A 26,545-nucleotide genomic window follows, 5' to 3' on the forward strand; every position below is an offset into this window, starting at 1 on the left:
CATCTACACACACGCGCCTGATTGGTATCGAAACTTCTGCTACGTTCGCGAGCGGGAGCGCGGCCTCGATTTCAGCGAGGACCTTGCCACGCCTGGTGTGTTCAGCTTCAACCTCGCCGATGGCGAAGCGGTGATGATCCTCAGCGCGTCGATCGCATCCTCGGCGTCTTCAGCGTCGGCAGCGGGGCCGGCAGGCACAAAGGCGGTCACCGCTAGCACGACGGAGCCGGCCGGCAACACTGCCGTTGCAACGGAACCGACAGGCGCGAAGACAACCGCCGCCCACGCAACGGTGTCAACCGCCACCGCCACCGATGCAATGCAGTCGGCAAGCCCCAAACCAGCCGCCGTCCACGCAGCCGAACTCGCGCGCATCGAACAGCAGCGCCGCAGCGCACTCGGCTCACGCCTGCAGCGTTCCGCCGATGCTTACGTCGTAGCGCGTAACGAAGGCCGCACGATTCTCGCCGGCTTTCCATGGTTCACCGATTGGGGCCGCGACACGTTCATCGCCATGCGCGGCTTGTTGATCTCAGCGGGCCGCCTCGCCGAGGCCGAAGCGATCCTGCTCGAATGGTCGCGTACGTTGTCCGAAGGCATGCTGCCGAATCGTTTCCCCGACTATGGCGATGCCCCGGAATACAATTCCGTCGACGCATCGCTATGGTTCGTCATCGCCGTCCACGACTATCTGGTGACGAACCACGCCAACGCTGACACCCGAACACGCCTGCAGCAGGCTGTCGAAACCATCCTCACGGGCTACACGAACGGCACGCGCTTCAACATCAAGGCATCCCCCGACGACGGCCTCCTGAGCGCCGGTGTCCCCGGCGTACAACTCACGTGGATGGATGGCAAGGTCGGCGACTGGGTGGTCACGCCACGCATCGGCAAACCCGTGGAAGTGCAGGCGCTCTGGATCAACGCATTGCGCATTGCAGCAACGTGGAATCCGCAGTGGCAGCAGCCTGCGGAGCGAGCGTTGCAAGCGTTTCATGAACGTTTTACCGATCCGTCGACGCAAGCGCTTGTCGACAACGTCGACGTGGACTTCGTGAAAGGCGCAGTCGATCGCTCGATCCGCCCGAACCAGATCTTTGCCGTAGGCGGCCTGCCGTTTTCGTTACTCGAAGGCCCGGCGGCGCGCGCGGTCGTCGATCAGGTCGAAGCACAGTTGCTCACGCCGCTTGGCCTCAGAACGCTTGCGCCGTCCGATCCTGCCTACCGCGGGCACTACGGCGGTCCTCCGCTGGCGCGCGATGGCGCCTATCATCAAGGGACGGTCTGGCCATGGCTGCTAGGCCCGTTCGTCGAAGCATGGCTGCGGGTTCACGGCGCCGAGCCGGACGCCCATGCACAAGCCAGAGCACGCTTTCTCGACCCGCTGTACGCGCATCTCGATCACGCCGGCCTCGACCATCTCTCCGAAATCGCCGACGGCGACGCGCCGCACACGCCCGCCGGCACGCCGTTTCAGGCGTGGTCGCTGGGGGAGTTGCTGCGCATCGAAAACCTGCTTGCCCGGTTGGGGCCCATCGCCGCTTAAACCGCGCTACGATGTGAGTCCCACCGCCAGGCCCGACGCAAGGACGTAGTCATGCCACCGCTGCGCGCTGCCAATCTGCTCGACACAATCGAAGGTTCCCGCCTGCACTCCGCTGATTGTGGCCATTGGCAGCGCTGGGGGCCGTATCTCAGTGAGCGTCAGTGGGGCACGGTACGCGAGGATTACAGCCCGGACGGCACCGCCTGGGACCACTTTCCGCACGACCACGCGCGCAGCCGCGCCTACCGCTGGGGCGAAGACGGCATCGCCGGTTTTGGCGACGATAAACTCAGCTGGTGCGTGTCGCTGGCGTTGTGGAACCGCAAAGATCCGATCCTGAAGGAACGCTTGTTCGGCCTCACCAACGAGCAGGGCAATCACGGCGAGGACGTGAAGGAGCTGTACTTCTACCTCGACGGCACGCCTACGCATTCGTACATGAGGATGCTCTACAAGTACCCGCATGCCGCCTTTCCGTACGACGACCTGGTGCAGGAAAACGTCCGACGCGGCGGCGACATGCCGGAGTACGAGATCCTCGACACCGGTGTGTTCGACGATTTGCGTTACTTCGACGTGCAGGTCGAATACGCGAAACATGCGCCCGACGACATCCTGATGCGCGTGACGATCGAGAATCGCGCGGACGAGCCGGCCTCGCTCGATGTGCTGCCGCAGATCTGGGCGCGCAATTCGTGGTCGTGGAAGGAGAACAAGGACAAACCGTCGCTCGTTGCAGGCAAAGACCACGATGGTGAAGCCCATGTGGTCGGCCGTCAGCATGGCCATGAGCCCATCGTCGTGACAGCATGGTCGAAAGACGCGCCGCAGATGACGTGGCTGTTCTGCGAGAACGACACCAACGTCAAGCGCCTGTTCAACATAGATGGCACGGGGCCGTTCAAGGACGGCTTCAATGACTACCTCGTCCACGGCGACGAACAGGCGGTACGCCGCGACGCCGGCACCAAGGCGGGCGCGCATGCGTCGATCGAACTCGGCCCGCATGGCCGCGCCGTGGTGTATATGCGCTGGCGTCCGCAGTCGGCGCCCGATGACGCGCAGCTCGATGCCGATGCGGTGTTCGCTCACCGCATCGCCGAGGCCGACGAATTCTATGGCGCGTTGCAACACGAGATCGGCGATCCCGACGCGCGCCTCGTGCAGCGTCAGGCGCTCGCCGGCATGTTGTGGTCCAAGCAGTACTACCAGTACGACGTGCAGCGCTGGCTCGAAGGCGATCCCTTGCAACCCAAGCCGCCCGAGTCGCGCAAACACGGCCGCAATGCGGAATGGCGGCATCTGTGCAACGCGGACATCGTGTCGATGCCCGACAAGTGGGAGTACCCGTGGTACGCGTCGTGGGACCTGGCGTTTCATGCGGCCGCGTTTGCGCTGATCGATCCCGCGTTTGCCAAGCGTCAACTGCTGCTGCTGGTGAAGGACCGCTATCAGCATCCAAACGGTCAGATACCCGCCTACGAATGGGCGCTCGGCGACGCGAATCCACCTGTGCATGCCTGGGCTGCCTGGCGCGTGTATGAAATCGACCGTGCGCTCATGGGCAAAGCGGATCGCGACTTTCTCGAACTCGTCTTCCACAAGCTGCTGCTGAATTTCTCGTGGTGGGTGAACCGCAAGGACGCCGACGGCCACAACGTTTTCCAAGGGGGATTTCTCGGCCTGGACAACGTCGGTATCTTCGACCGCTCCTCGCCGCTGCCGACTGGCGGTCACATCGATCAGGCCGACGGCACTGCGTGGATGGCAGCGTACGCGCTCGACCTGATGCGTATCGCGCTCGAACTCGCGTATGCGAACCACGTGTTCGTCGATATCGGCGTGAAGTTTTTCGAGCACTTCCTGTATATCGCCGAGGCCGTCAGTTGTGACGACGGTTGCGAGACCGGTCTGTGGGACAGCGAAGACGAATTCTTCTACGACAAACTGCGCCTGCCCGACGGCAGCAATATTCCGATGCGCCTGCGCTCGATCGTCGGCCTGATTCCGCTTTTCGCCGTGCACGTGCTCGAAGAACGTCTGCATGGTCATTTGCCCGGTCTGCGCGAGCGGCTCGTCTGGTTCCTCGAACATCGCCCCGATCTGGCGAAGCTGGTCTCACGCTGGAACGAGCCCGGCAAGGGCAATGCGTTGCTGCTCTCGCTGCTGCGCGGGCATCGGATGAAAGCATTGCTGCGCCGTGCGCTCGACGAAAGTGAATTTCTCTCCGATCACGGCGTGCGGGCGCTGTCGCGGTTCCATCGCGACCACCCGTTCGAGTTCAGCCACAACGGCACCAGCGTCACCGTCAAGTATCTGCCAGCCGAATCCGACACACGGGTGTTCGGCGGCAATTCGAACTGGCGTGGGCCGGTGTGGATGCCGATGAACTATCTGCTGATTGAATCGCTATACGAATTTCATCGCTATTACGGCGACGGTTTCCGCGTCGAGTATCCGACCGGCTCCGGGCAAAAGTTCTCGCTTGGCGAAATCGCCGACGAACTGGCGCGCCGGGCGACTACCTTGTTCCTGAAGGACAAAAACGGCGAACGCCCGGTAATGGGCGCGTATCCGCTCTTGCAGGCCGACCCGCGTTCTCGCGATCTCGTTCTGTTCCATGAGTATTTCCATGGCGACAACGGGCGTGGTGTGGGCGCGTCGCATCAAACCGGTTGGACCGGGTTGGTGGCGTTGCTCCTGCAACCGAGGGCGATGGCCGCATCCGGTAATGTGCCGCTGACAGGCGAGCCGGACCGGGCGCCGATGCCAACGTCGACTTCAACGCCTGTCCCCGCACGCCCACCCGAGTCTGCGCCCGAACCTGCACCTGCGCTGGTGACCGCGGTGACCAAGTAGCGAGTGGAATGTAGAGATCCAGCCGCGCGAGGCTACACAAGCCATACAGCGCGCGGGGCGGGCAGGTTGAGTCGTTGTTTTTGAACTGTGTGGGTTCAAGCGTGGTCTTTCATCTACCGCCACGTCCGTTCCATTGGCTTCCTTAATTAAGTGAATCCCATGTCGACTACTCCGAACACCCCAACTTCCGCCAGTCGCGAACCCAGTTGCAAAGTCAGCGCGGGTCCGCATGAAGCGCCGTCGTCGCCGGCCGGCAAGCACCCTGCGCCGCCTTGCACGCTGGTGATCTTCGGTGCGGGCGGCGATCTGACCAAGCGGCTGCTGATGCCCGCGCTGTACAACCTTGCGGTGGACGGCCTGCTTGACGATGGGATGAAAATCATCGGCGTGAATCACGGCGAGCGCGAGACGAGCGTATGGCGCGAAGACTTGCACACGTCGCTGCAACAGTTCGCCGCCGACAAAGCCAGCACCTTTCACGCCGGGAAGCTCGACGACACAGCGTGGGACTGGGTCGCGCAACGGCTCGAATACATGGCCGGCGAATTCGAAACCGACGACACGTTCACGAAGCTCAAGCAAAAACTCAATCAATCGCCGGGCTGCAACGTGATTTTTTACCTGGCGGTCAGCTCGCGCTTTTTCAAACCGATCGTCGAGCATCTCGGCAAGGCGGGCTTGCTGAAAGAAGGCGAGGGCGACGCAAGTGGCTTCCGCCGCATCGTGATCGAGAAACCGTTCGGTACCGATCTCGCTTCGGCGCGCGATCTGAACGTGCACATTCTCTCGTACGCGAACGAGTCGCAGGTGTATCGCATCGATCACTTTCTCGGTAAGGACACCGTGCAGAGCATTCTCGCGGTGCGCTTCGCGAATGCCTTGTTCGAACCGATCTGGCGGCGCGAATATATCGACAGCGTGCAGATCACCGCCGCCGAAACGATCGGCGTGGAGGGGCGCGGCAAGTTTTACGAGCAGACCGGCGCGTTCCGCGACATGCTGCCGAACCACCTGTTCCAGTTGCTCGGCATGGTCGCGATGGAGCCGCCCAACTCGTTCGATGCCGAAGCCGTGCGCGACAAGAAGGCGGAAATCTCCGACGCGATCCAGCCGCTAACCGCCGACGACGTCGTCTTCGGTCAATACGAAAAGGGTCCGGCGGGCGTGGGCTACCGTGAGGAACCGGACGTCGCGCCGGACAGCACGACTGAAACCTACGCTGCCGCTCGCGTGTACGTCGAGAACTGGCGTTGGGCGGGCGTGCCGTTCTATCTACGCACCGGAAAGCGGCTTGCCGCGCGCCGCACGGAGATTTCCGTGCAACTGAAGCCGGTGCCGTTCCGCCTGTTCCGCGACACGCCGGTGGACGCGCTGACGCCGAATGTGCTGACCCTGCGCATCGATCCCGCGCACGGCACGAGTTTCGACTTCAACGTGAAGACACCGGGACCGGTGATGCAGATCGGCGCGGTCCAGTCGTCTTTCGACTACGCAGACTTCTTCGCCGAGCGGGCCAACGTGGGCTACGAGACCCTGCTGTACGACTGCATGCTTGGAGACGAGACGCTGTTCCAGCGCGCCGACAGCATCGAAACGAGCTGGTGCGCGGTGGACGACGTGCTGCACCCGAAGACCGGCGGCGCGATACCGGTGCACGGTTATCCGGCCGGCAGCGAGGGGCCTGCTGAAGCGGATGCGCTGCTCGCACGCGACGGCCATGCATGGCGCCCTTTGAAGCGGGATGCAGTCGAAAAGAAGTAAATCGTGAGACGCACCAACACAATTGGGGGCACCGTGGCCACACGTAAAACGAAAGTAAACAGCAGTACCGAGCGGATTCTGGCGATCGACGTCGGTGGCACGGGCTTGAAGGCCGCGATCATCGATGCGGACGGACAGATGAAAACCGAGCGTTTGCGCGTGGCGACGCCGCATCCGTGCACGCCGGATCAACTGGTGGATGCGTTGGCGAAGCTGGTCGAGCCGCTCGTCAAAGAGGAGCCGCCCACGCTGATGTCGATCGGCTTCCCAGGTGTGGTGCGCAACAACCGCATTCTGACGGCGCCGCACTTTGGCGTTGAGGGCTGGCACGACATTCCGCTAGCGGATTCGCTGGCGCAGCGCCTCGGCGGTCTGCCGGTGCGCATGATCAACGATGCCGAGATGCAGGGCTTTGCCGCTATCGAAGGTCATGGACTCGAGTTCGTGCTGACGCTTGGCACGGGCGCGGGCACGGCGCTGTTCCGCGATGGCGAGTTGATGCCTCACCTCGAGCTTGCGCATCATCCGGTCAGCAAGAAGGGCGTGGCGTACGACGAGTACATCGGCGACGCGGCGCGCGAGACGGCGGGAAATAAGCGCTGGAATCGCCGGGTCGAGAAAGTGATCGGGATTCTCGATTCGCTGGTGAACTACGACAAGCTGTGGATTGGCGGTGGCAACGCGGCGCGGCTGACGTTTAAGCTGCCCGCGAACGTCGCGACAGTATCGAACGATGCAGGGATCGAAGGCGGCGCGCGCTTGTGGCATCCGAGGTCGCTGCGCGAGACGCGGCAGTTGCCGGAGGCTAATGAGCGGACCGGCCAGTTTAAGTGACATGTAATTTGCTGACGTGCCTCGTTGCTGCCCGATGGACCCGGCCTCGTCCGTAAGGCACGCCCATGGCCCCTGAAAAATAGATCGCGACAGTATCCGCAAATAGGTCCAAGATGCGCGACACGGCCGTCGCGTTCGCGGCCGGCGAATCCGGACCGGCCGCGCAAGCGCCGAGCACACCGGATAACCCACACCGGTCCAGTCGACGTTCGTCCGACATTGTTTGCGTCCGCCGATAGTCGACCATCAGCGATCGCCGCCTATTGCGGCCGCCCACACTCATTCCTCACCGCGCCCGGCACATGCCGCGCACGCCTCTTTTCGTCCTGACGGGACCGCGCGCGTTCGCCCGCACCCGAGGAACCAGTCACAGCCCGGAGGACCACACACACGTGACACGCGTGGTCTGGCCTCCCTGAAGGAAGAACCGATCATGTCCCAGTTCGATGAACTGTACGGCGACGCAACGATTGCGCCGGCAGCACGCGGCGCGAACATCGCCTGCCACGGCAACTCGCCGAAGTCACCGACGTCGCACGACGTGCGCCTGTGAACGCGATCCTTCGATATGTCGTGAAGCATCGCTCGCTGCCGCCGCCGTGGGATGACATCGCGCCGGTGCGCGAAGAGCTGTTCGGCATCGAACGGCTCGAGCAACACGCGCAGAGCCTCGCCGCCGCGCAATCGGTGACGAAGACGCCGCCCGCCGTTTTATCTCTGCATACGCGGCTCAACGACAACGCCGCCGTCCTGCTCGCGGCCTACCGTGCGAGCGCCGCGGAACTGGAGAGCGGCCGGGGCGTGGTGCCTGCCGCCGAATGGCTGCTCGACAACTATCATCTCGTCGAAGAGCAGATCCGCGAGATCCGCGACGATCTGCCGCCCGGCTACTACCGTCAGTTGCCCAAGCTCGCCGCTGGCCCGTTCGCCGGCTATCCGCGCGTATTTGGTCTCGCGTGGGCGTTCGTTGCGCATACCGACAGTCACTTCGACCCGCAGATCCTACGGCGTTTCATCGACGCGTATCAGCGAGTTCAGCCGCTGACGATTGGCGAACTGTGGGCGGTGGCGATCACGCTGCGCATCGTGCTGATCGAGAACCTGCGACGTCTTACCGACCAGATCACCGCGGGCCGTAGTGCACGCGCGGACGCCGATGCACTCACCGACCGTCTGCTGGTATCGGGTAGCGCTCGCTCGGCGCTTGAAGCGGATATTTCCACGCGCTCGTCGGGCCTGTTGTCGGAACTGTTCGCGGCACAACTCGCCAAACGGCTGCGCGACCAGGATCCACGCACCACGCCCGCACTTGGCTGGTTGGAAGAGCGGCTCAAGCTTCAGGGTGCGTCGGTCGATGCGGTCGTGCAGCATGCGCAGCAGCGGCAGGGTGCGTCGAACGTCACCGTGCGCAATGTGATCACCAGCATGCGGCTGATTTCCGACATTGACTGGGCAGACCTGTTCGAGAGCGTGAGTCTCGTCGACGCGCAGTTGCGTGCGGGCAGCGGCTTCGCCGAGATGGATTTCTCGACGCGCAATCTGTATCGCAGCGCGATCGAGCAATTGGCGCGCGGCTCGTCCTTCAGCGAACTCGAAGTCGCCGGTCTGGCGCTGCATTCGGCGCAGGCGGCGGTGCTGGAGGCCGGCGGTGCCGCGCACGCAGAGCGCGCCGGCGACCCCGGCTATCACCTGATCGCCGAAGGCCGGCTCGCGCTGGAGCAGGCGATCGAATTCCGTCCGCCGCCGCGCTTGCGGATCACGCGGTTCAACGTCCGCCTCGGCATCGGCGGCTACGTCGGCACGATCCTGGCGCTCGCCGCGACGGTATTGGCGCTGGCGCTGTGGGCGCTGTGGGCGCTGTCGACACTAGCGCCGCGCGGCCTCGACGCCGGGGTACTCGCGCTGTTTGCCGTATGCGGATTCCTGCCCGTCACCGAGATCGCGACCGCGCTCATCAACCGCGCGGTGACATGGAGTTTCGGCGCGATCACGTTGCCGGGTCTCGAACTGACTGCTGGCGTGCCGTCGTCGTTGCGCACGCTGGTTGCCGTGCCGACGCTCCTGACGAGCGTTGCCGATCTGCGTGAGCAGGTCGAACGTCTTGAGGTCCATCACCTCGCGGGCGCCGGCGGCGACCTGTCCTTCGCGCTGCTGGCAGACGGGCTCGATGCGGATCAGGAAGTGGTGGCTGGCGATGCGCATCTGCTCGCCGTGGCCGCCGACGCCATCGAAGCACTGAACCGCCGTTACGAGCCAGGCCCCGGCGGCAACCGTTTCCTGCTGCTACACCGCCGCCGCGTATTCAACGCGAGCGAGAACAAATGGATGGGCTGGGAACGCAAGCGCGGCAAGCTGCATGAACTCAACCGCCTGCTGCGCGGCGCGACGGATACGACCTTCGTGCCGATCGCCGGATGCGCGCCGCAGGTGCCGTCCGACGTGCGCTACGTCATCACGCTCGATGCCGATACGCGTCTGCCACGAGACGCTGCGTTGCGGCTGATCGGCAAGATGGCGCATCCACTGAACCGGCCGACATTCAGCGACGCCGAACAACGCGTCGTCAACGGTTACGCGATTCTGCAGCCGCGCGTCACGCCTTCGCTGCCCGTCGGCCAGGAAGGATCGCTGCATCAGCGCGTCTTCTCCGGCCCCGGAGGGATGGACCCGTATGCGGCGGCCGTGTCCGATGTCTATCAGGATCTGTTCGGCGAAGGGTCGTATACCGGCAAGGGCATCTACGACGTCGATGCGTTTGAAGCCGCTTTACAGGGACGCGTACCGGAAAACGCGCTGCTCAGTCACGATCTGTTCGAAGGAATTTTTGCGCGCGCCGGGCTGGCGTCGGATGTCGAAGTGGTCGAGGAAGTGCCGTCGCGTTACGACGTGATTGGCAAGCGGCAGCATCGCTGGACGCGTGGCGACTGGCAATTGCTACCGTGGATCGTCGGCCATCGTGGCCGGGACCAACACGCGATGCCGTCGATCGGCCGCTTCAAGATGCTCGACAATTTGCGCCGTTCGCTGCTCGCACCCTGCATGGTTGCCGCGCTCAGCCTATGCTGGCTGATGCCGATCCGCGCCGGTATGGCAGGCGCGCTGCTGATGCTAGGCGCGCTCGCGATTCCCGCCTTCCTGCCGACGCTGTTCGCGATCCTGCCGCGCCGCAGCGGCATCCATCTGCGCAATCATCTGGACGTGCTGGCCGCCGATGTGCGGCTCGCTGCCTTGCAGATTTTCCTGTCGGCCGCGTTTCTCGCTGACCAGGCGTGGCGCATGGGCGATGCGATCGTCCGGACGCTGATACGGCTGTTCGTGACGCATCGCCGGTTGCTTGAATGGACAACGGCGGCGCAGTCGAAGGGCAGCCCTCGCCTCGATCTGCGTGGCTTTTATCGGCAGATGAGAGGCAGTGTCGCGCTCGGTCTCGTGCTGCCGGCTGGCGCGCTTGCGTTCGCACCGTCGCACTGGCCGCTCGTGCTGCCGTTGGCGTTGTTATGGCTGGTCGCGCCGGCGCTCGCGTTGTGGTCGAGCCGTTCGCCGACCGTCGCGGGGCGTTTCGCGATGGCGGACATGGATGCACGCAGCCTTCGCCTCATCGCGCGACGCACGTGGCGTTTCTTCGAGACCTTCGTGACGCCAGCAGAAAACATGCTGCCGCCCGACAACTTCCAGGAAGATCCGAAGCCGGTCGTCGCGCACCGCACCTCGCCGACCAACCTTGGACTCTATCTGCTGTCGGCGATTGCCGCGCGCGATTTTGGCTGGACGGGGACGACGGAAACTGTCGAACGACTCGAAGCGGCGTTCGCTTCGATGCACAAGCTCACGCGTTTCAAGGGACATTTCTATAACTGGTACGGGACGCTCGATCTCCAGTTGCTGGCGCCGGCGTATGTTTCGTCGGTCGATAGCGGCAATCTCGCCGGTCATCTGATCGCGCTCGCCAACGCGTGCGAAGAGTGGCCGCATGAGTTGCTCGCGCCGGCTGCGCGGCCCGGATTGATGGACAACCTACTACTCGCGCGTGAAGCTATCAACACGCTGCCCGCCGCAGGCGGTGAACGTGGCAAGCAGTTGGTTGCGATCCTCGAAGAGATCAGCACGCAGTTGCACGGGCCGCAGACGCTCGAAGCGCTGTCCCCGTCGCTCACGCGGCTGACCGAAAAGGCCGCGAAGGCGACACGCGAACTGGTCCCCGCCGGCGGCGACGACAGTTCCACCGACCTCGTGTTCTGGATCGACGCGTTGAGCAGAAGCGTCGCCGAGCACGCCCGCGACCGGCAACAATTCGCCGAGGCGCCCGATCTTCTGCAGGCACGGTTGAAGTCGCTCGCCGATACATCGCGCGCGATGGCGCTCGATATGGACTTCGCGTTTCTGCTCGATCCGGAACGCGAGCTGCTGTCGATCGGCTATTCGCAATCCGACAATAGCCTCGACGTGAACTGCTACGACTTGCTGGCGTCCGAGGCGCGTCTCGCGAGCCTGTTCGCGATCGCGAAAGGCGACGTGACGACGCGCCACTGGTTCCGGCTCGGCCGTGCCGCGACGCCGGTGGGTAACGGCTCGGCGCTGATCTCGTGGTCGGGGTCGATGTTCGAATACCTGATGCCGTCGCTGGTGATGCGCGCGCCGGTCGGCAGCCTGCTCGAACAGACGAACCGGCTGGTGGTGGAGCGGCAGGCCGCGTATGGACGCTCGCTTGGTATCCCGTGGGGCATTTCGGAATCGGCGTACAACGCTCGCGACATCGAATTCACCTACCAGTATTCGAATTTCGGCGTGCCCGGTCTTGGTCTCAAGCGCGGGCTTTCAGAGAACCGCGTGATTGCGCCGTATGCGACGGGGCTAGCCGCGATGGTCGACCCACAAGCCGCGCGAGAGAACTATGCGCAACTCGCCGCGCTGGGCGCACTGGGCCGCTACGGTTTCTACGAAGCACTCGATTTCACCCGCTCGCGGCTGCCGGATAACGAGGAAGTCGCGATTGTCCGCAATTTCATGGCGCATCACCAGGGCATGACGATTGTTTCGATCGCGAATACGTTGCTCGATGCGCAAATGCGTGCGCGTTTCCATCGCGAACCCATGATCCAGGCGTGCGAACTGCTGTTGCAGGAACGCATGCCGCGTAACGTCGCCGTTGCGCATCCACGTGCTGAAGAAGTGAGTACGTCCGCGGTTGAAGCCGGCGCCGTGCCGCCGACCGTACGGCGTATCGCCGCGCCGGCGGAGGCCGGCGGCGCGCCGATCACGCACCTGTTGTCGAATGGACGCTACGCGGTGATGCTCACGGCGACTGGCGCCGGCTACAGCCGCTGGCGCGACACCGCCGTGACGCGCTGGCGCGAAGATGCGACCCGCGACAACTGGGGCTCGTTCATCTTCCTGCGCGATACGCAGAGCGGCCACGTGTGGTCGGCGGGCGCGCAGCCAGTGGGCAGCGAAGCCGAGCACGAAGAGGTCGTGTTCGGCGAGGATCACGCGGAATTCATCCGGCGCGACGGCTCGCTGACGACCACCCTTGACGTGCTGGTGTCCGGCGAGGCGGACGGCGAAGTGCGCCGCGTGTCGCTGGCGAACAGCGGACGCCGGGCGCGCGAGATCGAGCTGACGTCGTACGCCGAAATCGTCCTCACGACGCCCGCCGCCGACGACGCGCATCCCGCCTTCTCGCGCATGTTTGTCCAGACCGAACACCTCGCCGAATTCGGCGCGCTGGTGGCCACGCGCCGCCCGCGTTCGAACGACGAAAAGCAGGTGTGGGCTGCGCATTTCGCGGTGGTCGAAGGCGAGATCGTCGCCGATCCGCAATACGAATCGGATCGCCTGCGCTTTCTGGGGCGAGGGCGCAATGCGGGGACAGCGGCGGCGATTGTCGACGATCAGCCGCTGACCAACACTACCGGCACCGTGCTTGATCCGGTCTTTGCGCTCCGGTATCGCGTGCTGGTGCCGCCGGGCAAGGTCGCGCGCGTCACGTTCTGGACGGTGGTGGCTGCGTCGCGCGCACTGTTACTCGATCTGATCGACCAGCACCATGATCGCAACGCGTTCGACCGCGCCAAAACGCTCGCATGGACACAGGCTCAGGTGCAGTTGCGCCATCTCGACGTCGCGGCCGAAGAGGCGTCGGATTTTCAACGCCTCGCCGCGCCGATCATCTACGCCGATCGGCGTTTCAGGGCGCCGTCGGACGCGATCATTCGCGGGGCCGGCGTGCAGTCCGGGCTGTGGCCACACGCGATTTCCGGCGACCTGCCGATCGTACTGCTGCATATCGACGACGTCGAAGATATCGCGCAGGTGCGGCAATTGTTGAGGGCGCACGAGTACTGGCGGATGAAGCGGCTGGGCGTCGATCTTGTGATCGTCAACGAACGGGCTTCGTCGTACATCCAGGAATTGCAGGGGGCGATCGAAACGGCCGTGCGTAGCAGCCAGTCGCGGCCACGGTTCGGTGAAGAACTCGCGCAAGGGACGGTCTATACGCTGCGCGCCGATTTGATGAGCGTGGAGGCGCGGGCGTTGCTGAAATCGGTTGCGCGCGTCGCACTGATCGCGCGCCGCGGTTCGATTGCCGACCAGCTCGCGCGTTTGCCGAAGTTGCCGCGTCAGCCGTCGGCGCTGCGCCGGCAGAAGCCGCCGATGTCGTCGCCATGGCCCGCGCCGGTTCAGCTGCCTCGGACCTCTTCTCCGGTTCCGGCCGGACTCGAGTATTTCAACGGTCTTGGCGGCTTCGATAAGAACGGCCGGGAATACGTGACGGTTCTCACGGCGGGCGCAACCACGCCCGCGCCGTGGATCAACGTGATCGCCAATCCCCATTTCGGCTTTCAGGTTGCGGCGCAAGGCAGCGGCTACACGTGGGCCGAAAACAGCCGCGAGAACCAGCTCACGCCGTGGTCGAACGATCCGGTCGAAGACCCGGCTGGCGAAGCCCTCTACGTGCGCGACGAAATGACCGGCGACTTGTGGGGCGCCACCGCGCAGCCGATCCGCGACGGCGGGACTTACGTCGCGCGTCACGGATTCGGCTACAGCCGCTTCGAACACGAGGCGAATGGCATCGCACTCGACTTGTTGCAATACGTGCCGCTCGCCGACCCGCTGAAGATTTCCCGGCTGACGCTGCGCAATCTGTCCGGCGTGCCGCGTCGTCTGTCCGTGACGGCGTGGATGGAATGGGTGCTCGGCACCTCGCGCGGCGCGTCGGGGCCGTTCATCACGACGGAAATTGACCCGGTCACCGGTGCGATGCTGGCGCGCAATCCATGGAGCGTTGGCTTCGCGGGGCGCGTCGCGTTCGCCGACCTCGGCGGCCGGCAGACGGCATGGACGGCAGATCGTACCGAATTCCTCGGCCGCAGCGGCGGCACTGCCGCGCCCGCCGCGCTGACCAGCAACGTGCCGCTGTCCGGCATGACCGGCGCGGGCCTCGATCCGTGCGCGGCGTTGCAGGGCATCATCGAGTTGGGCGTGGGCGAGATTGTCGAGGTGGTGTCGTTCGTCGGGCAATGCGCGTCTGTGGACGAGGTGCGTGGGTTGATCGAGCGCTATCGCAAAGCCGATCTTGACGCCGTGCTCGCCGAGGTGACGAACCACTGGCAGACCGTGCTCGGCGCGGTCCAGGTGAAGACGCCAGACCGCGCGATGGACCTGATGCTGAACGGCTGGCTCCTGTATCAGACGCTCGCCTGCCGCGTCTGGGCGCGCTCGGCGTTCTATCAGGCGAGCGGCGCGTACGGGTTCCGCGATCAGTTGCAGGATGGCATGGCGCTGACGCATGCGCAGCCCGACGAGACACGGCGGCATTTGCTGCGCGCTGCGTCGCGACAATTCGTCGAAGGCGATTTTCAGCATTGGTGGTTGCCGCAGTCGGGGCAAGGCGTGCGCACGCGGATTTCCGACGATCGCGTGTGGCTCGCGTTCGCGACCGCGACGTATATCGGCTGCGTGGGCGACGTCGCGATTCTCGACGAGATCGTGCCGTTCCTCAGCGGACCACTGCTACGTCCCGGCGAGCACGACGCGTTCTTCCAGCCGATGATCGCAGATCAATCGGCGTCACTGTTCGAACATTGCGCGCGCGGCCTGGACCAATGCATCGAACTGACCGGCGAGCATGGCTTGCCGCTGATCGGCACGGGCGACTGGAACGACGGAATGAACCGCGTCGGTGCGCACGGCAAGGGCGAAAGCGTCTGGCTCGGCTGGCTGCTGCTGCGAACCATCGCGTTGTTCGCCCCGCTGGCCGAACCGCGCGACAGTCAGCGCGCCGCACGCTGGCGCGCTCATGCGGTGTCGGTACGCGAGGCGCTGGAGCGCGAGGCGTGGGATGGTGAGTGGTATCGCCGCGCGACTTTCGACGACGGCACGTGGCTCGGCTCGAAGGACAGCGACGAGTGTCAGATTGATTCGATCGCGCAATCATGGGCCGTGCTGTCGGGCGCGGCTGATCCGGCGCGCGCCGCGCTGGCGTTGGCGTCACTGGACAAGCATCTGATCCGTCGTGGCGACGGTCTCGCTTTGCTGTTCACGCCGCCGTTCGATAGAACGGCTCACGACCCCGGCTACATCAAGGGGTATCCGCCGGGACTGCGTGAAAACGGCGGACAGTACAGTCACGCGGCGATGTGGGCGATCCTCGCGTTCGCGAAACTGGGTGATGGCGACAAGGCCGCCGAGCTGTTTTCGCTGCTCAATCCGGTCAATCATGCGCGCACGCCGATGGAAGTCGAGCGCTACAAGGTCGAGCCTTATGTGGTTGCCGCCGATGTTTATTCGGTGACGCCCCATGCCGGACGCGGTGGCTGGACCTGGTACACGGGGTCCGCTGGATGGATGTACCGCGCGGGTGTCGAAGGCATTCTCGGAATGTGCCGGGAGGGAGATTTCCTCGTGATTAATCCGTGTATTCCGCACGCGTGGCCGGGGTTTGAGGCAACCGTCAATGTGCATTCGACGCGGTATGACATCCGCGTCGATTCCGCGGCAGGGCACCGTTCGACGCAGGCCATGCTCAACGGCACGCCTATTGATTGCGAGGATGGATGCGTGCGTGTGCCGTTGGATGCGGGGTCGCATAGCCTCTTTATTTCGCTTGGCCAGGGCGTGAATGAGGATGTCGACCCCGAACGCCGTTGTGAGCAAGATGCTTAAGCCACTGCATCAGGAGCATCCCACTTACCTGGCCGCGTCACCCCATCGATATTCCTGGCTCACCTCATCAAGCTGCGCCTTAACTTGTGCATCGAGCACAAGCTCCGAAGCCGCCAGCGTATCGCTCAACTGCTCAGCGCGACTTGCGCCAATAATCGCCGACGTAATCAGCGGATTGGCCAACACCCACGCCAGCGAAACCCGAGTCAAAGACTCGCCCGTCGGCGTAGCGATCGCCTTCAGTTTCTCGATCGTTTCGAATTCGCGCTGATGCCAGTACCGCTCCTGATACATGGCCCCCGCCTTCCCAACGGTTTCGGTGAATCGCCCGGACGTGGGCGCAGCATCCACCCGATGCTTACCCGTCAGCAAGCCACCCGCCAGTGGGTTATAAGGCATCACGGCTAACTGCTCTTCGGCCGCCAAAGGCAACAACTCCCTTTCGATCTGCCGGAACAACAGGTTATAGCGGGGTTGCACCGATACAAACCGCGCCACGCGCAACACATCGGCGCGACCCAGCGCCCGTGCCAGCCGATACGCCAGGAAATTCGACACGCCGATATACCGCGCCTTCCCGGATCGCACGATCACGTCGAGTGCTTCGAGCGTCTCATCGAGCGGGGTGTTCGCGTCGTCGGAATGGAGCTGGTACAGGTCCACGTAGTCCGTGCCGAGCCGCCTCAGCGATGCGTCGATCGCATCCAGCAGATGTTTGCGCGACGCGCCTTGATCCCACGCTGACGGCCCCATCTTGCCGACCGCCTTCGTTGCCAGAATGAAGCGGTCGCGTTTGCCCTTCAGCCACCGTCCGACGATCTCTTCCGTGCGCCCGGCAATGTTTTCGCCGCCGCCGAGCGGATAAACGTTGGCGGTATCGATGAAGTTCACGCCGGCGTCCGCCGCCGTGTCGAGAATCCGGCGCGAAACATCTTCTTCAGTCTGCAGGCCAAAGGTCATCGTCCCGAGACACAGGCGCGAAACGGTCAGGCCGGTGCGGCCGAATTTGCGGTATTGCATGGTCAACTCCGAAGATGGACGGAACAGTTGCGGTAGGCGGTGTTGTAAAAAGGATAAACGATGTGGCGATTTCGCGTTCGGCCGCCGGCACACGCTAGCCGAAGCGGCGCCCGCCGCGCTATGCGACGCCTACGCCAGGCTCAACGCGGACGTCACGCCGGGCCAGTACGTGATGCGCGTGGTCACGGATACCGGCTCGCATGCCCGGAGTCCTGCGCGCCTGCCAGCGAGAAAGCGGGCGCTCGCGCTAGAATCTTCGCAGACCGCCAAAACCGTTGGCCCTGCCGGAATTCTGCCGATGACGACATCCCCCAATCAGGTCGACGCCGCGCTGATGTCGCGGCGTTCGATCCGCGCCTTCCTGCCCACGCCGGTTGCGCGCGCCGATATCGAAGCGATTCTCGAAGCGGCCAGCCGCGCGCCCTCGGGCACCAATACCCAGCCGTGGAAAGTGTATGTGGTGACGGGCAAGTCGCTCGGTTTCGCCGACGAAAGCGCGCTCGTCAATACGCTACGCACTCGTCGCGAACCGGTTGAACGGTTCACGCGATTCCTCGATTGACAGGCATCCCCACCTCCCATCGGACCATGATGAAAACTTCACGCCGCCATTTTCTAATGCTGGGTGTGGGCGTGAGCTCATCGCTCATGCTTTCCCGCGTCGCGTTCGCCGACACCGCGAACACACTGAGCGAAGCCGATCCGAAGGCGCAAGCCCTCGGCTATAAGGAGGACGCATCAAAGGTCGACAAGGCGAAATTCCCTGGCTACGCCGCTGGACAAACCTGCGCAAACTGCTCGCTATTCCAAGGTAAAACCACCGACGCCTACGGTGGCTGCACGCTGTTCGGTGACAAGCAGGTCGCTGCGCACGGCTGGTGCAGTTCGTATTCGAATATGTGACCGGGCAAGCGGCCCGCGCTCCGGTATGTGTGGTTTAAGAACGCCGCCTTGCCCTTAGTTCAAGGCGCTCAGTACCAGTTCATGCGAATGGCCGATCCATATTGCCGCGTCGCGGTGGTCGCGCAAGGCGTCGCCCGTATTCGGGTGCAGAAAGATATCGAGCGCGCCGTGATTCAGCGTGAGCCAAGCGACGAGTTCGGCGAACTGCTCCGGCGCGAATGCCAGCTGATACGACCACATCGGATGCGGCCCGACCGGGCGTTCGTGAAAGCGGCCCATTTGCAGTTTGCCGTTCCAGTGCGCTTCGATTTGCTCGCGGAAGACCCACGCGGCGTCGCGGTTGCCTGAATCGAAGTAAACGTGGGCGTGCCAGCTCTCGATGGCTGAGGTGTCGCGAAGGGTCATAACAGGGTCTATTGCGGTTCCGTTTTTATCAGACCTTTATTTTGCTTGAGTTTCCGCTGACGCGTGCGGCGTGCGTCTCATGTGAAACTCCTTTTCATCTTCGCCGACGATCTCGAATCCGAGGCGATCGTACAGGCGCTTCGCGGGATTGCCTTTGAGCACCTTCAGCGTGACCGGCAATGCGTCGGCCTGCGCGGCGTGCAAGACCGTCCGCAACGCTCGCTCACCGATGCCGCGCCCTTGATGCGCCTGCGCAATCTGCAATTGCATGACGAACCACTCGGTCTCGGTGCGATACGCCTTCAGCAAACCGGCCGGCGCGCCGTCGATGCAAATCACCCGCGCCGCATCGTAGCGATAGCGCAGACGCGCGCGATGCTGGGCATCATCGGTAGGTTCGTCGACGCGCACCAGATGCTCCGTCATGGTGGCTTTGCGCAGTTGGAAAAGAAAGCGCTCGTCGGCTTCTAGCGCCGGGCGCAGGGTGAGGTCAGGTTCTTGAACAGACATGCTGGTAACGTTTCCGGTGCGTGGGCGGCGAGTCAGAATTCTCGTGAATTGTCGCGTCTGGCGTGCTTATTTGCCACGCGGTTGGGCTCCGCCTCTCATCTTCTTGTTTGTGTCGCTGTCGCGGCGGCAGGTGTTACGCGCATTTCACATCTGACGAAATAGGCACGTTACACCGATTCAGCAAACTGGCCTGCCAATTCCCCTCGCTTCGCCCAATTGCATTCGAGCGTGCTCACATAAACTGTTTTCCATGGAGCGACAAGTCACCGAGCCCATCGACGCGGTCTTCCCCCCGCGTTGTTTTGAACCGTACCGTTGATGGCAGTTTGCCGCGATTGTCTAACGCGGCAGGGCAGTAAAGCAGTAGGAAGTCGAAGCAATGGAAACAGCGCGCAATCGAGGTATCAATGCGCGTGAATCAGCAGGGGGTTGCAGCGCGGTGATGTTGATGGCGAGGGACCGAACTGTAACGCAGTTGTAGTACAAGTAACAACGTAGCAGCGTAAGTAGCAACAGCTTTGTTCGTCTTTGTTAGTTTGTGGTGGCTATAGGTCGGCAAGCATCCACGCGCCTGTACGACTCTTCCATCCTGTCCGGCCCTGTTCCCTCGCGGGAACAGGGCTTTTTTTTCGTCATTGCGGCACGAGCGACTTGTATTTAGCGGGTCCGAACCTATATGGCAACGTTGCATGTCGGGCCAACCGCAGCGGAAAGTTTGCGCGTGCGCAGCGAGATGCGACGCACAATCGAGACTTTGGGTTATTTAAGTCTGTCTTAATAGTTGCTTGCCATGATGGCTACACAGACTCACATTAAGGGCCTGTCAAAGCCGCCGGCGCACGGCGGCGTTTGCCACCGGGGAGCACAGCATTCGGTGGTAGAGCCGAGAGTTAGCGAAGGAGGTTGAATCGATATGTCCAGTAAATCGCGAGTCCGCAAGCACACCCAGCCGGCCATGTCCCCGCTGTTGCGTGCGCTGACCTATAGCCGCACCGCCCACGAGCCAATCACCACGGCGATGCTCCTGCAGTGCTACACCGCCCTCGATGCATTCCGGCGCGGCCAGGGCTCGCGGGATTTGCACTTGACCTTGAGCCGGCATTTGCTGGTGTCGCAAGAGTTGGCGCGTCTTGGTCTTGGCGAAGACGTCATTGCCGATATCGAAAGCGCACATGCGGCGATGGTGCAGCTCGACGCGCGTGAGCATCACGACGGCGCCTGGATTCTCGAGGACAGCGAATACGCCCGTCTTTGCACGGCGCTGGCGATTCTGGATGGGCAACTGGCCCACGCATCGTTGAGCGAGATCGCGAACGCGGAAGCGAAGATGATCGAGGGGCTGATGAGATCGGCTCGCACGCAGGCGATTGTCGAAGCGGTGGTTTAACAGCCACGTCCGTTTTCCATTGCGGAGAACGCTCAAACCCGTCCGAATACGCACAAACGAAAAACGCCCACATAGGGCGTTTTTCTATTTCGGCTTCCCTCTTTCAGCGTTTCCTCATGCGCTGACCGAGGGCGCTAATCGATAAACGGCAATTGATAAACGGCACATTTATGGCGGGCTTTAGCGGGTTCGGAGAACACTTCAACGCGGCGCTCTTGTGTCGCGCACCGGGGAAGAGCCGCTCAGCGTTTCAATTACTTGCCCAACTCGTGTCCGATAACACCGCCGACTACCGCGCCACCGACTGTGCCGACCGTGCTGTGATTGGTTGCTTCGTTACCGATGACGCCGCCCGCCGCCGCACCGCCAAGGGTGCAGCCGGTCGTGATTGTCAGCAGCGTCAATATCGTTGCAAGCACGCCCAGACCGGATAGATTCCGCATGATGTCACCTCGGATATGTGTCGATACAACCGGGGCAGCAATCCCCATGCCCGCGTCTGTATTACGAGTGTCCGTAGGGCGCGCGGTCCGTCGGCGTCCGGGCGGTGAAACGGGTTTGCTGGAGTGATCCGCGCTTGCTAGACTGCCCTTCGCAACCTAACTGTAAGCGCGTTTTTGCCCTCGTACGCCGGCCTGGCGTTCACGTCCGCGGCGCGATCAATCGGAGACGCCATGTCGTACATGCTGCTTATCGTCGAACCCCCGGATCAACGCATCGAACGCGGCGAGCAGGCGGGGCGCGAAGTTTATGACCAGATGGTGCGTTTTGCCGCCGACCTCAAAGAGCGCGGCAAGCTGCTCGCAGTCGAATCGCTGGCCTCCGAGGCCGTGCGCGTGCAGGTGCGTGGCGGTCAACCAAAACTGCTCGACGGCCCGTTCGCTGAGGCCAAGGAAATGATCGGCGGCTTCTTCCTGCTCGATTGTGAAACCCGTGAAGAAGCGGTTGCGATCGCGCAAACCTGCCCGGCTGCTTCGTGGTGCACCATCGAAGTCCGCAAAGTCGGGCCCTGTTTCCTGTAAGCGGGTTCGCCCGGGGTTGCCCACCCGCGACTCTTTTTTTGGGGTTTTCCCTGGATCGGCAACCAATATGTCGATCCGGTCGCGCGTCGCTCGTCGTGTGAGTAAGGAGCCAGCAAACAGATAACGGCTCGCCACTTACCCCACGCCACCCAAGGAGCGATTGCGATGCGATTCATGATCATAGTCAAGGCGACTGCCGTCAGCGAAGCTGGCGGGCCGCCTGACGAAGCCCTGATGGCCGCGATGGGCACCTACCATGAAGAACTGGCCAAGGCCGGTGTGCTACTCGACGCAACCGGCCTGCAACCGAGTTCGAAAGGCTGGCGCATCCGCTACAGCGCGGGCAAGCGCACGGTCATCGACGGCCCGTTCGCGGAAACCAAGGAACTGATCGCCGGCTACACGCTGATCCAGGTTCGCTCCCGCGAAGAAGCTATGGAATGGGCGCGGCGGTTTCCGGCGCCGTTCGGCGAGCAGGCCGACGGCGAAATCGAAGTGCGGCAACTGTATGAACTCGAGGACTTCGAGCCGAGCCCGGAACTTGAGCGCTTCCAGAAACTGGACGCGGCCAAACATTGATCGCGACGCCGATCCGAGCGCCGGACGAGGCGCCGATCCGGCCACATCAAAAGGATTCCATCATGCTTAAAACCATTCTGATCGCCTTCGTCGCTGCGGTGGGTCTTGTGCTCATCTACGCGGCGACGCGGCCCGACACCTTTCGCATTGAACGCAGCGTGCGCATCAAGGCGCCGCCGGAGCGGATCTACGGGTTGATCGACGACCTGCATCAATTCAATCGCTGGAATCCGTTCCTGCGCCAGGATCCCGCGACGCAAGGCACATACAGCGGCACGCCAAGCGGCAAGGGTGCGCGTTATGCGTGGCAAAGCGAAAAGATCGGCGCGGGGCAGATGGAGATCGCCAACACGGCGGCACCGTCGAGCGTGACAATGAACCTCGATTTCATCAAGCCGTTCGAAGCGCATAACATCGCCGAATTCGAGTTGAAGCCGGAGGCGGGCGAGACTCAGGTCACCTGGGCGATGCATGGGCCCGCGCCGTTTCTGTCGAAGCTGATGCAGGTGTTCTTTAGCATGGACCGGATGATCGGCAAGGATTTCGAAGACGGCCTAGGCAATCTGAAAACGCTTGCCGAGGCGAGTTGAGTACGCAGGATCGCTACATAGGCGGCGCACTGTGACGCACCGCGACGCAATGCGCTGCGCGAGCGCGCACACAACCGGATCAATGGATTCCATCATGCATAAGCAGATCTACGTCAATCTCGCCGTCGACGACCTCGAGCGGTCGAAGGCGTTCTTCAGCACGATCGGTTTCAGCTTCGACGCGCAATTCACCAACGAGCAGGCCGCGTGTCTGGTCCTCGGCGAGAACCTCTACGCGATGCTGCTGGTGAAGGATCTGTTCAAATCCTTCACGCGCAAGTCGCTTTGCAATCCGAAGGAAAGCACCGAGGCGTTGATGGGCCTGTCATGCGAGAGCCGGGGCGAGGTGGATGCGCTGGTCGCGAAGGCGCTCGCCGCCGGCGGCACGGTGCCGCGTGCGCCGCAGGACTACGGTTTCATGTACGGGCACGGCTTCGAAGATATCGACGGACACATCTGGGAGCTGATCTACATGGACCCGAACGCCAAGGCAGCGGGCTGATCCCGTGACGAAGCCGGCCACCCATCGTGCCATCGAGGCAGTCTGGCGGATTGAGTCCGCCAAGGTCATCGCCCACGTCGCGCGGATCGTGCGCGACGTGGGGCTTGCCGAAGAACTGGCGCAGGACGCGCTGGTGGCGGCGCTCGAACATTGGCCTGACGCGGGCGTACCCGACAATCCGGGAGCGTGGCTGATGGCGACTGCGAAGAACCGCGCCCTTGACCGCTTGCGTCAGGAAGCGCTGCATGCCCGCAAGCGCGAAGAGCTGGGCCATGACCTCGACGCACTGGAGGCGCACCTCGTGCCGGATTTCGTCGATACCCTCGATGCCGCACGCGCCGACGATATCGGCGACGACCTGCTGCGGCTGGTGTTCACGGCGTGCCACCCGGTGCTGTCCACCGACGCACGTGTCGCGTTGACGCTACGTCTGCTCGGCGGCCTGACCACGGACGAAATCGCGCGCGCATTCCTCGTGCCCGAGCCGACCATCGCGCAGCGCGTCGTGCGGGCCAAGCGCACGCTGTCGGCAGCCAAGGTGCCGTTCGAGGTGCCGCAAGCGGATGCGCGTGCGCCGCGGCTCGCGTCGGTGCTGCAGGTGATCTATCTGATTTTCAACGAAGGCTATTCGGCCACCGCTGGCGACGACTGGATGCGTCCGGCGTTGTGCGAGGAAGCGCTGCGGCTTGGGCGCGTGCTGAGCGGGCTCGTGCCTGACGAAAGCGAAGTGCATGGCCTCGTCGCGTTGATGGAAATCCAGGCGTCACGCACCCACTCACGTACCGATGCCGACGGCAAGCCGGTGCTGTTGCTCGACCAGGACCGCAGCCGCTGGGACCCGCTGCTGATCCGCCGTGGGCTGGCGGCGCTCGCCACCTCACACGCGTTAGGCGGCGCGGGCGGTCCGTATGCATTGCAGGCCGCGCTGGCCGCGTGTCATGCGCGCGCACGCCGTGCCGAAGACACCGACTGGGCGCAGATCGTCGCGTTGTACGACGCGCTGGCGCAGATGGCGCCTTCGCCGGTGGTCGAGTTGAACCGGGCGGTGGCGGTCGGCATGGCGTTCGGGCCGGCGGCTGGTCTGGAAATCGTCGATGCGCTCGCCACCGATGCGGCGCTCGCGAACTATCACTGGTTGCCGAGCGTGCGCGGCGATCTGCTGGAAAAACTCGGCCGCGTGGAAGAGGCGCGCGCCGAATTCGAACGCGCCGCCGCCATGACGCGCAACGCCCGCGAGCGCGAGCTGTTGCTAGAGCGTGCTGCGCGCGGCACTGCGCATTGAACCGTACGCAACTTATCGTATCAACTGACGCACGCCCAATGGTGCCCGCACTCGCCGCGCCGTTCGCCCAATCAAGCCGAAAAGAACGCCAGCGCACCCGTGATCACACCCGCGGCCGCAATACCGAACGATAGGTTACGCAGCCATTTCTTTCGGGTCAGCAACGTAATCGCGCACAGCGCGATCGCCACCTGAATCAAGGTCGTGGCCTGCGCCCAGCGATGATGGCCGTGCAGCAGCGTTTCACTCTTGGCGTCATTGTCCACGACTTCCTTTTCGCTCGCTTCGGCCTTCACGCGAATCGGCTCTTTCTGCTGCTTGTACTTGTCGACATCGGCGATGAACTTCGCGTGCGCATCGGTGTTGCCGAGCGACAGCGCCGCGCCGAGTTCAGCGAGATTCTCTTTCTCGCCCTTGGCCTGGTAGTAGTTCCATTGATTCGACGCTTCGGTCTTTTTAATCGCGGCTTCGTTCTTGTAGTACAGCGCCAGATTTTCGCTGTTGCCACTCTGATAGGCGCACAGTGCGCCGATCGTCGCGAGGATCGCCGTCATCACGGCCATGCGGCTCGCAAACGGATCCTCGTCGTGGTGGCCTGCGTGTTCAACCGCATGGTCATGCGGACCATGCACTTCATATTCTTCAGACATCTGATTCTCCGAGCCAGGCTTTTCTTGTGATCGCCGGGCGGCGCGCATGGCAGTGGCACATGCGCGGGCAACGCAGCAAGCGCTGCGTGCCGGCCCGGCGGCCTCAATCTTAGCGTGAGGCGCCCGGTGATGGACAAGGTATCGGCGTCGGGTGCCTCAATGAACGCCGATGGCCAGCCATGTCCGTACGAGGGGAATGACGTGCTCGCCGGCCAGCATGCCGAGCAATCCGACCAGCGCGACTGTTGGCGGCGCGGGCGATTTCACCTGCATCACGCTGTAGAGCAAACCGACCACGACACCGGCAGCGAGTGAGATCAAATACGCTTTCATGTTCGTTGCACTCATCTGAAATGCGGGCAGCCACGCCCGCCGGTTGCTTGGGCCATTACATCGTGATGACGACCCGGCCGCGCGTGCCGGCGGCCACTGCGTCGTAGGCCTCGCGTGCCCGTTCGAGCGGAAATTCCTGCGCGATGGCCGGCCCTTGCAGCTTGCCGCTTTCGAAGCCTTCCACCAGCGCCGTCATCAGCGGCGCCGATTCGGCGACGCCCAGTTTGGCGCTATCCACGCCGAGCAGTTGCGTTTCGTTGTGGTAGAAATCAATCAGGTCTAGTTCCACGCGGCGTTGACCCGTGGCGCTGATTTCCAGCACCCGGCCGCGGCGTTTGACGAGACTCAGTGCGGTCTGAAACGCGACGCCGCCGACCGTGTCGTACACCACGCCCGCGCCGGCACCGTCGGTCAGCGCCTTCAGGCGCGCGGTCACGTTTTCGTCGAACGGCACGTAGTCGTCGATCAGCCGGCCCGCAGGCGTATCGACGGAAAGCGGATGGCGGTCAATGGCAATCACGCGAGCGCCCCGTGCTTTCGCGATCTGCACCACCGCGCCGCCGACACCGCCGCCCGCACCGATCACGGCAATCGTCTCGCCCGCTTGCAGGTGGGCGTACTCGATGGTGCCGAGCCATGCGACCACGAAGTTCACGCCGATCGCGGAGGCCTCCGCGTGGCTGAGCGTGGTGGGCTTGCGCGACAGGGCGGCGAGCGGGATCTTGATGAACTGGGCGTGCGTGCCGTCGCGCGTGAAGCCGACATCGCCGCCGGTGCCCCACACTTCGGCGCCGAGCCATGCCTGCGGGCCGTCCACCACGACGCCGCTGAAGTCGCGGCCGGGTGAGCGTGGCAGGACGGTGTGTTCGAAATGGCCGGACACGTTCTTGACGTCGCTTGGATTCACCGAGGCGGCCTTGATCTGCACGACGACGCTGTCCGCATCGGCTTGGGGCGTTGGCAGATCGACGTATTCCAGCACCTCGGAGTTGCCAAACGTCTTGAACTGAATCGCTTTCATTGCGTGTCACTCCTGTCGGGTCTTGCGCTGCTATGTGCAGCCGATGGGCGTAGTCTAGGTGGCCGATACAAAGGCGTTGAGACAAAGACTTTCGAATTTCGGACAAGACGTGCCGTGGGTCGGCGCACCGGTCGCGCGGGGAGCCGCTTGTCCGCAAGCGCGCGCTGCTCGGC

19 protein-coding genes and 1 pseudogene are annotated in these 26,545 nt (G+C 63.4%); 13 read left to right on the forward strand and 7 right to left on the reverse strand.

The window, feature by feature from the left end; all coding sequences use genetic code 11:
* From GNZ12_RS25455 to GNZ12_RS25475, 5 genes are all read left to right on the forward strand, one after another.
* On the forward strand, nucleotides 1-1,549 hold a 1,549-nt coding region (locus GNZ12_RS25455; protein WP_235993881.1), incomplete at its 5' end, for an amylo-alpha-1,6-glucosidase.
* A 51-nt stretch (nucleotides 1,550-1,600) separates the two neighbouring features.
* The gene (locus GNZ12_RS25460; protein ID WP_172314873.1) at nucleotides 1,601-4,408 is read left to right on the forward strand and encodes an MGH1-like glycoside hydrolase domain-containing protein; all 2,808 of its coding nucleotides are present in this window, start codon (nucleotides 1,601-1,603) and stop codon (nucleotides 4,406-4,408) included.
* A gap of 159 nt (nucleotides 4,409-4,567) precedes the next feature.
* Entirely contained in the window at nucleotides 4,568-6,169 is a 1,602-nt protein-coding gene (zwf, locus tag GNZ12_RS25465; protein WP_172314875.1) for a glucose-6-phosphate dehydrogenase, read from the forward strand.
* A 33-nt stretch (nucleotides 6,170-6,202) separates the two neighbouring features.
* Entirely contained in the window at nucleotides 6,203-7,003 is an 801-nt protein-coding gene (locus GNZ12_RS25470; RefSeq protein ID WP_172314877.1) for an ROK family protein, read from the forward strand.
* Nucleotides 7,004-7,552: 549 nt separating this feature from the next.
* On the forward strand, nucleotides 7,553-16,168 hold the full coding sequence (locus tag GNZ12_RS25475) for a GH36-type glycosyl hydrolase domain-containing protein (RefSeq protein ID WP_172314879.1): 8,616 nt from the start codon (nucleotides 7,553-7,555) through the stop codon (nucleotides 16,166-16,168).
* A gap of 24 nt (nucleotides 16,169-16,192) precedes the next feature.
* Here GNZ12_RS25475 and GNZ12_RS25480 read toward each other — a convergent pair whose 3' ends face one another.
* On the reverse strand, nucleotides 16,193-17,188 hold the full coding sequence (locus tag GNZ12_RS25480) for an aldo/keto reductase (protein ID WP_172314881.1): 996 nt from the start codon (nucleotides 17,186-17,188) through the stop codon (nucleotides 16,193-16,195).
* A 298-nt stretch (nucleotides 17,189-17,486) separates the two neighbouring features.
* Between GNZ12_RS25480 and GNZ12_RS25485 the strand changes: the two are divergent.
* Both GNZ12_RS25485 and GNZ12_RS25490 read left to right on the forward strand, forming a co-directional pair.
* Nucleotides 17,487-17,666: pseudogene (locus tag GNZ12_RS25485) on the forward strand (nitroreductase family protein); the annotation flags it as partial.
* Between the two features lie 113 nt (nucleotides 17,667-17,779).
* Nucleotides 17,780-18,091, forward strand: coding sequence for a high-potential iron-sulfur protein (locus GNZ12_RS25490; RefSeq protein WP_172314885.1), 312 nt, complete (start codon nucleotides 17,780-17,782; stop codon nucleotides 18,089-18,091).
* A gap of 54 nt (nucleotides 18,092-18,145) precedes the next feature.
* On the opposite strand, the gene GNZ12_RS25495 is transcribed toward GNZ12_RS25490, so the two are convergent.
* Nucleotides 18,146-18,496: a DOPA 4,5-dioxygenase family protein gene (locus tag GNZ12_RS25495; RefSeq protein ID WP_172314887.1), complete on the reverse strand. Its 351-nt coding sequence runs from the start codon at nucleotides 18,494-18,496 to the stop codon at nucleotides 18,146-18,148.
* A 36-nt stretch (nucleotides 18,497-18,532) separates the two neighbouring features.
* Nucleotides 18,533-19,006, reverse strand: a complete 474-nt coding sequence (locus GNZ12_RS25500; RefSeq protein WP_172314889.1) for a GNAT family N-acetyltransferase — start codon at nucleotides 19,004-19,006, stop codon at nucleotides 18,533-18,535.
* Nucleotides 19,007-19,919: 913 nt separating this feature from the next.
* Between GNZ12_RS25500 and GNZ12_RS25505 the strand changes: the two genes are divergently transcribed.
* Complete coding sequence (locus GNZ12_RS25505) at nucleotides 19,920-20,393, forward strand: hypothetical protein (RefSeq protein ID WP_172314914.1); 474 nt, start codon at nucleotides 19,920-19,922, stop codon at nucleotides 20,391-20,393.
* Nucleotides 20,394-20,647: 254 nt separating this feature from the next.
* Here the strand turns inward: GNZ12_RS25505 and GNZ12_RS25510 are convergent, their stop codons facing one another.
* Complete coding sequence (locus GNZ12_RS25510) at nucleotides 20,648-20,836, reverse strand: glycine zipper 2TM domain-containing protein (RefSeq protein ID WP_172314916.1); 189 nt, start codon at nucleotides 20,834-20,836, stop codon at nucleotides 20,648-20,650.
* A 231-nt stretch (nucleotides 20,837-21,067) separates the two neighbouring features.
* Between GNZ12_RS25510 and GNZ12_RS25515 the strand changes: the two genes are divergently transcribed.
* The 5 genes from GNZ12_RS25515 (at nucleotide 21,068) to GNZ12_RS25535 (ending at nucleotide 24,368) form a co-directional block, all read left to right on the forward strand.
* Nucleotides 21,068-21,415 carry a YciI family protein gene (locus tag GNZ12_RS25515; protein WP_172314918.1) on the forward strand — a complete coding sequence of 116 codons (348 nt, stop codon included), beginning with the start codon at nucleotides 21,068-21,070 and terminating at the stop codon, nucleotides 21,413-21,415.
* Between the two features lie 165 nt (nucleotides 21,416-21,580).
* Complete coding sequence (locus tag GNZ12_RS25520) at nucleotides 21,581-21,994, forward strand: YciI family protein (RefSeq protein WP_172314920.1); 414 nt, start codon at nucleotides 21,581-21,583, stop codon at nucleotides 21,992-21,994.
* 62 nt (nucleotides 21,995-22,056) lie between these two features.
* On the forward strand, nucleotides 22,057-22,584 hold the full coding sequence (locus GNZ12_RS25525; RefSeq protein ID WP_172314922.1) for an SRPBCC family protein: 528 nt from the start codon (nucleotides 22,057-22,059) through the stop codon (nucleotides 22,582-22,584).
* Between the two features lie 94 nt (nucleotides 22,585-22,678).
* Complete coding sequence (locus GNZ12_RS44570; RefSeq protein WP_172314924.1) at nucleotides 22,679-23,086, forward strand: VOC family protein; 408 nt, start codon at nucleotides 22,679-22,681, stop codon at nucleotides 23,084-23,086.
* Nucleotides 23,087-23,090: 4 nt separating this feature from the next.
* Nucleotides 23,091-24,368 carry an RNA polymerase sigma factor gene (locus GNZ12_RS25535; RefSeq protein WP_172314926.1) on the forward strand — a complete coding sequence of 426 codons (1,278 nt, stop codon included), beginning with the start codon at nucleotides 23,091-23,093 and terminating at the stop codon, nucleotides 24,366-24,368.
* Nucleotides 24,369-24,439: 71 nt separating this feature from the next.
* Here the strand turns inward: GNZ12_RS25535 and GNZ12_RS25540 are convergent, their stop codons facing one another.
* From GNZ12_RS25540 to GNZ12_RS25550, 3 genes are all read right to left on the reverse strand, one after another.
* Nucleotides 24,440-25,018, reverse strand: coding sequence for a DUF4337 domain-containing protein (locus tag GNZ12_RS25540; RefSeq protein ID WP_172314928.1), 579 nt, complete (start codon nucleotides 25,016-25,018; stop codon nucleotides 24,440-24,442).
* Nucleotides 25,019-25,174: 156 nt separating this feature from the next.
* Nucleotides 25,175-25,351, reverse strand: coding sequence for a DUF1427 family protein (locus GNZ12_RS25545; protein WP_074290155.1), 177 nt, complete (start codon nucleotides 25,349-25,351; stop codon nucleotides 25,175-25,177).
* 55 nt (nucleotides 25,352-25,406) lie between these two features.
* A complete protein-coding gene (locus GNZ12_RS25550) occupies nucleotides 25,407-26,372 on the reverse strand; it encodes a quinone oxidoreductase family protein (RefSeq protein ID WP_172314930.1) in 966 nt (321 codons plus the stop codon).
* Nucleotides 26,373-26,545: the final 173 nt, after the last annotated feature.

This window comes from Paraburkholderia solitsugae (genome assembly GCF_013177695.1).
GTDB lineage: Bacteria > Pseudomonadota > Gammaproteobacteria > Burkholderiales > Burkholderiaceae > Paraburkholderia > Paraburkholderia solitsugae.

Bases quoted from the DNA above. Each gene is read 5' to 3' on its own strand.
- GNZ12_RS25460 (WP_172314873.1), top strand. From the start codon at position 1,601: ATGCCACCGCTGCGCGCTGCCAATCTGCTCGACACAATCGAAGGTTCC.
- zwf (WP_172314875.1), top strand. From the start codon at position 4,568: ATGTCGACTACTCCGAACACCCCAACTTCCGCCAGTCGCGAACCCAGT.
- GNZ12_RS25480 (WP_172314881.1), bottom strand. From the start codon at position 17,188: ATGCAATACCGCAAATTCGGCCGCACCGGCCTGACCGTTTCGCGCCTG.
- GNZ12_RS25490 (WP_172314885.1), top strand. From the start codon at position 17,780: ATGAAAACTTCACGCCGCCATTTTCTAATGCTGGGTGTGGGCGTGAGC.
- GNZ12_RS25495 (WP_172314887.1), bottom strand. From the start codon at position 18,496: ATGACCCTTCGCGACACCTCAGCCATCGAGAGCTGGCACGCCCACGTT.
- GNZ12_RS25500 (WP_172314889.1), bottom strand. From the start codon at position 19,006: ATGTCTGTTCAAGAACCTGACCTCACCCTGCGCCCGGCGCTAGAAGCC.
- GNZ12_RS25505 (WP_172314914.1), top strand. From the start codon at position 19,920: ATGTCCAGTAAATCGCGAGTCCGCAAGCACACCCAGCCGGCCATGTCC.
- GNZ12_RS25510 (WP_172314916.1), bottom strand. From the start codon at position 20,836: ATGCGGAATCTATCCGGTCTGGGCGTGCTTGCAACGATATTGACGCTG.
- GNZ12_RS25515 (WP_172314918.1), top strand. From the start codon at position 21,068: ATGTCGTACATGCTGCTTATCGTCGAACCCCCGGATCAACGCATCGAA.
- GNZ12_RS25520 (WP_172314920.1), top strand. From the start codon at position 21,581: ATGCGATTCATGATCATAGTCAAGGCGACTGCCGTCAGCGAAGCTGGC.
- GNZ12_RS25525 (WP_172314922.1), top strand. From the start codon at position 22,057: ATGCTTAAAACCATTCTGATCGCCTTCGTCGCTGCGGTGGGTCTTGTG.
- GNZ12_RS44570 (WP_172314924.1), top strand. From the start codon at position 22,679: ATGCATAAGCAGATCTACGTCAATCTCGCCGTCGACGACCTCGAGCGG.
- GNZ12_RS25540 (WP_172314928.1), bottom strand. From the start codon at position 25,018: ATGTCTGAAGAATATGAAGTGCATGGTCCGCATGACCATGCGGTTGAA.
- GNZ12_RS25545 (WP_074290155.1), bottom strand. From the start codon at position 25,351: ATGAAAGCGTATTTGATCTCACTCGCTGCCGGTGTCGTGGTCGGTTTG.
- GNZ12_RS25550 (WP_172314930.1), bottom strand. From the start codon at position 26,372: ATGAAAGCGATTCAGTTCAAGACGTTTGGCAACTCCGAGGTGCTGGAA.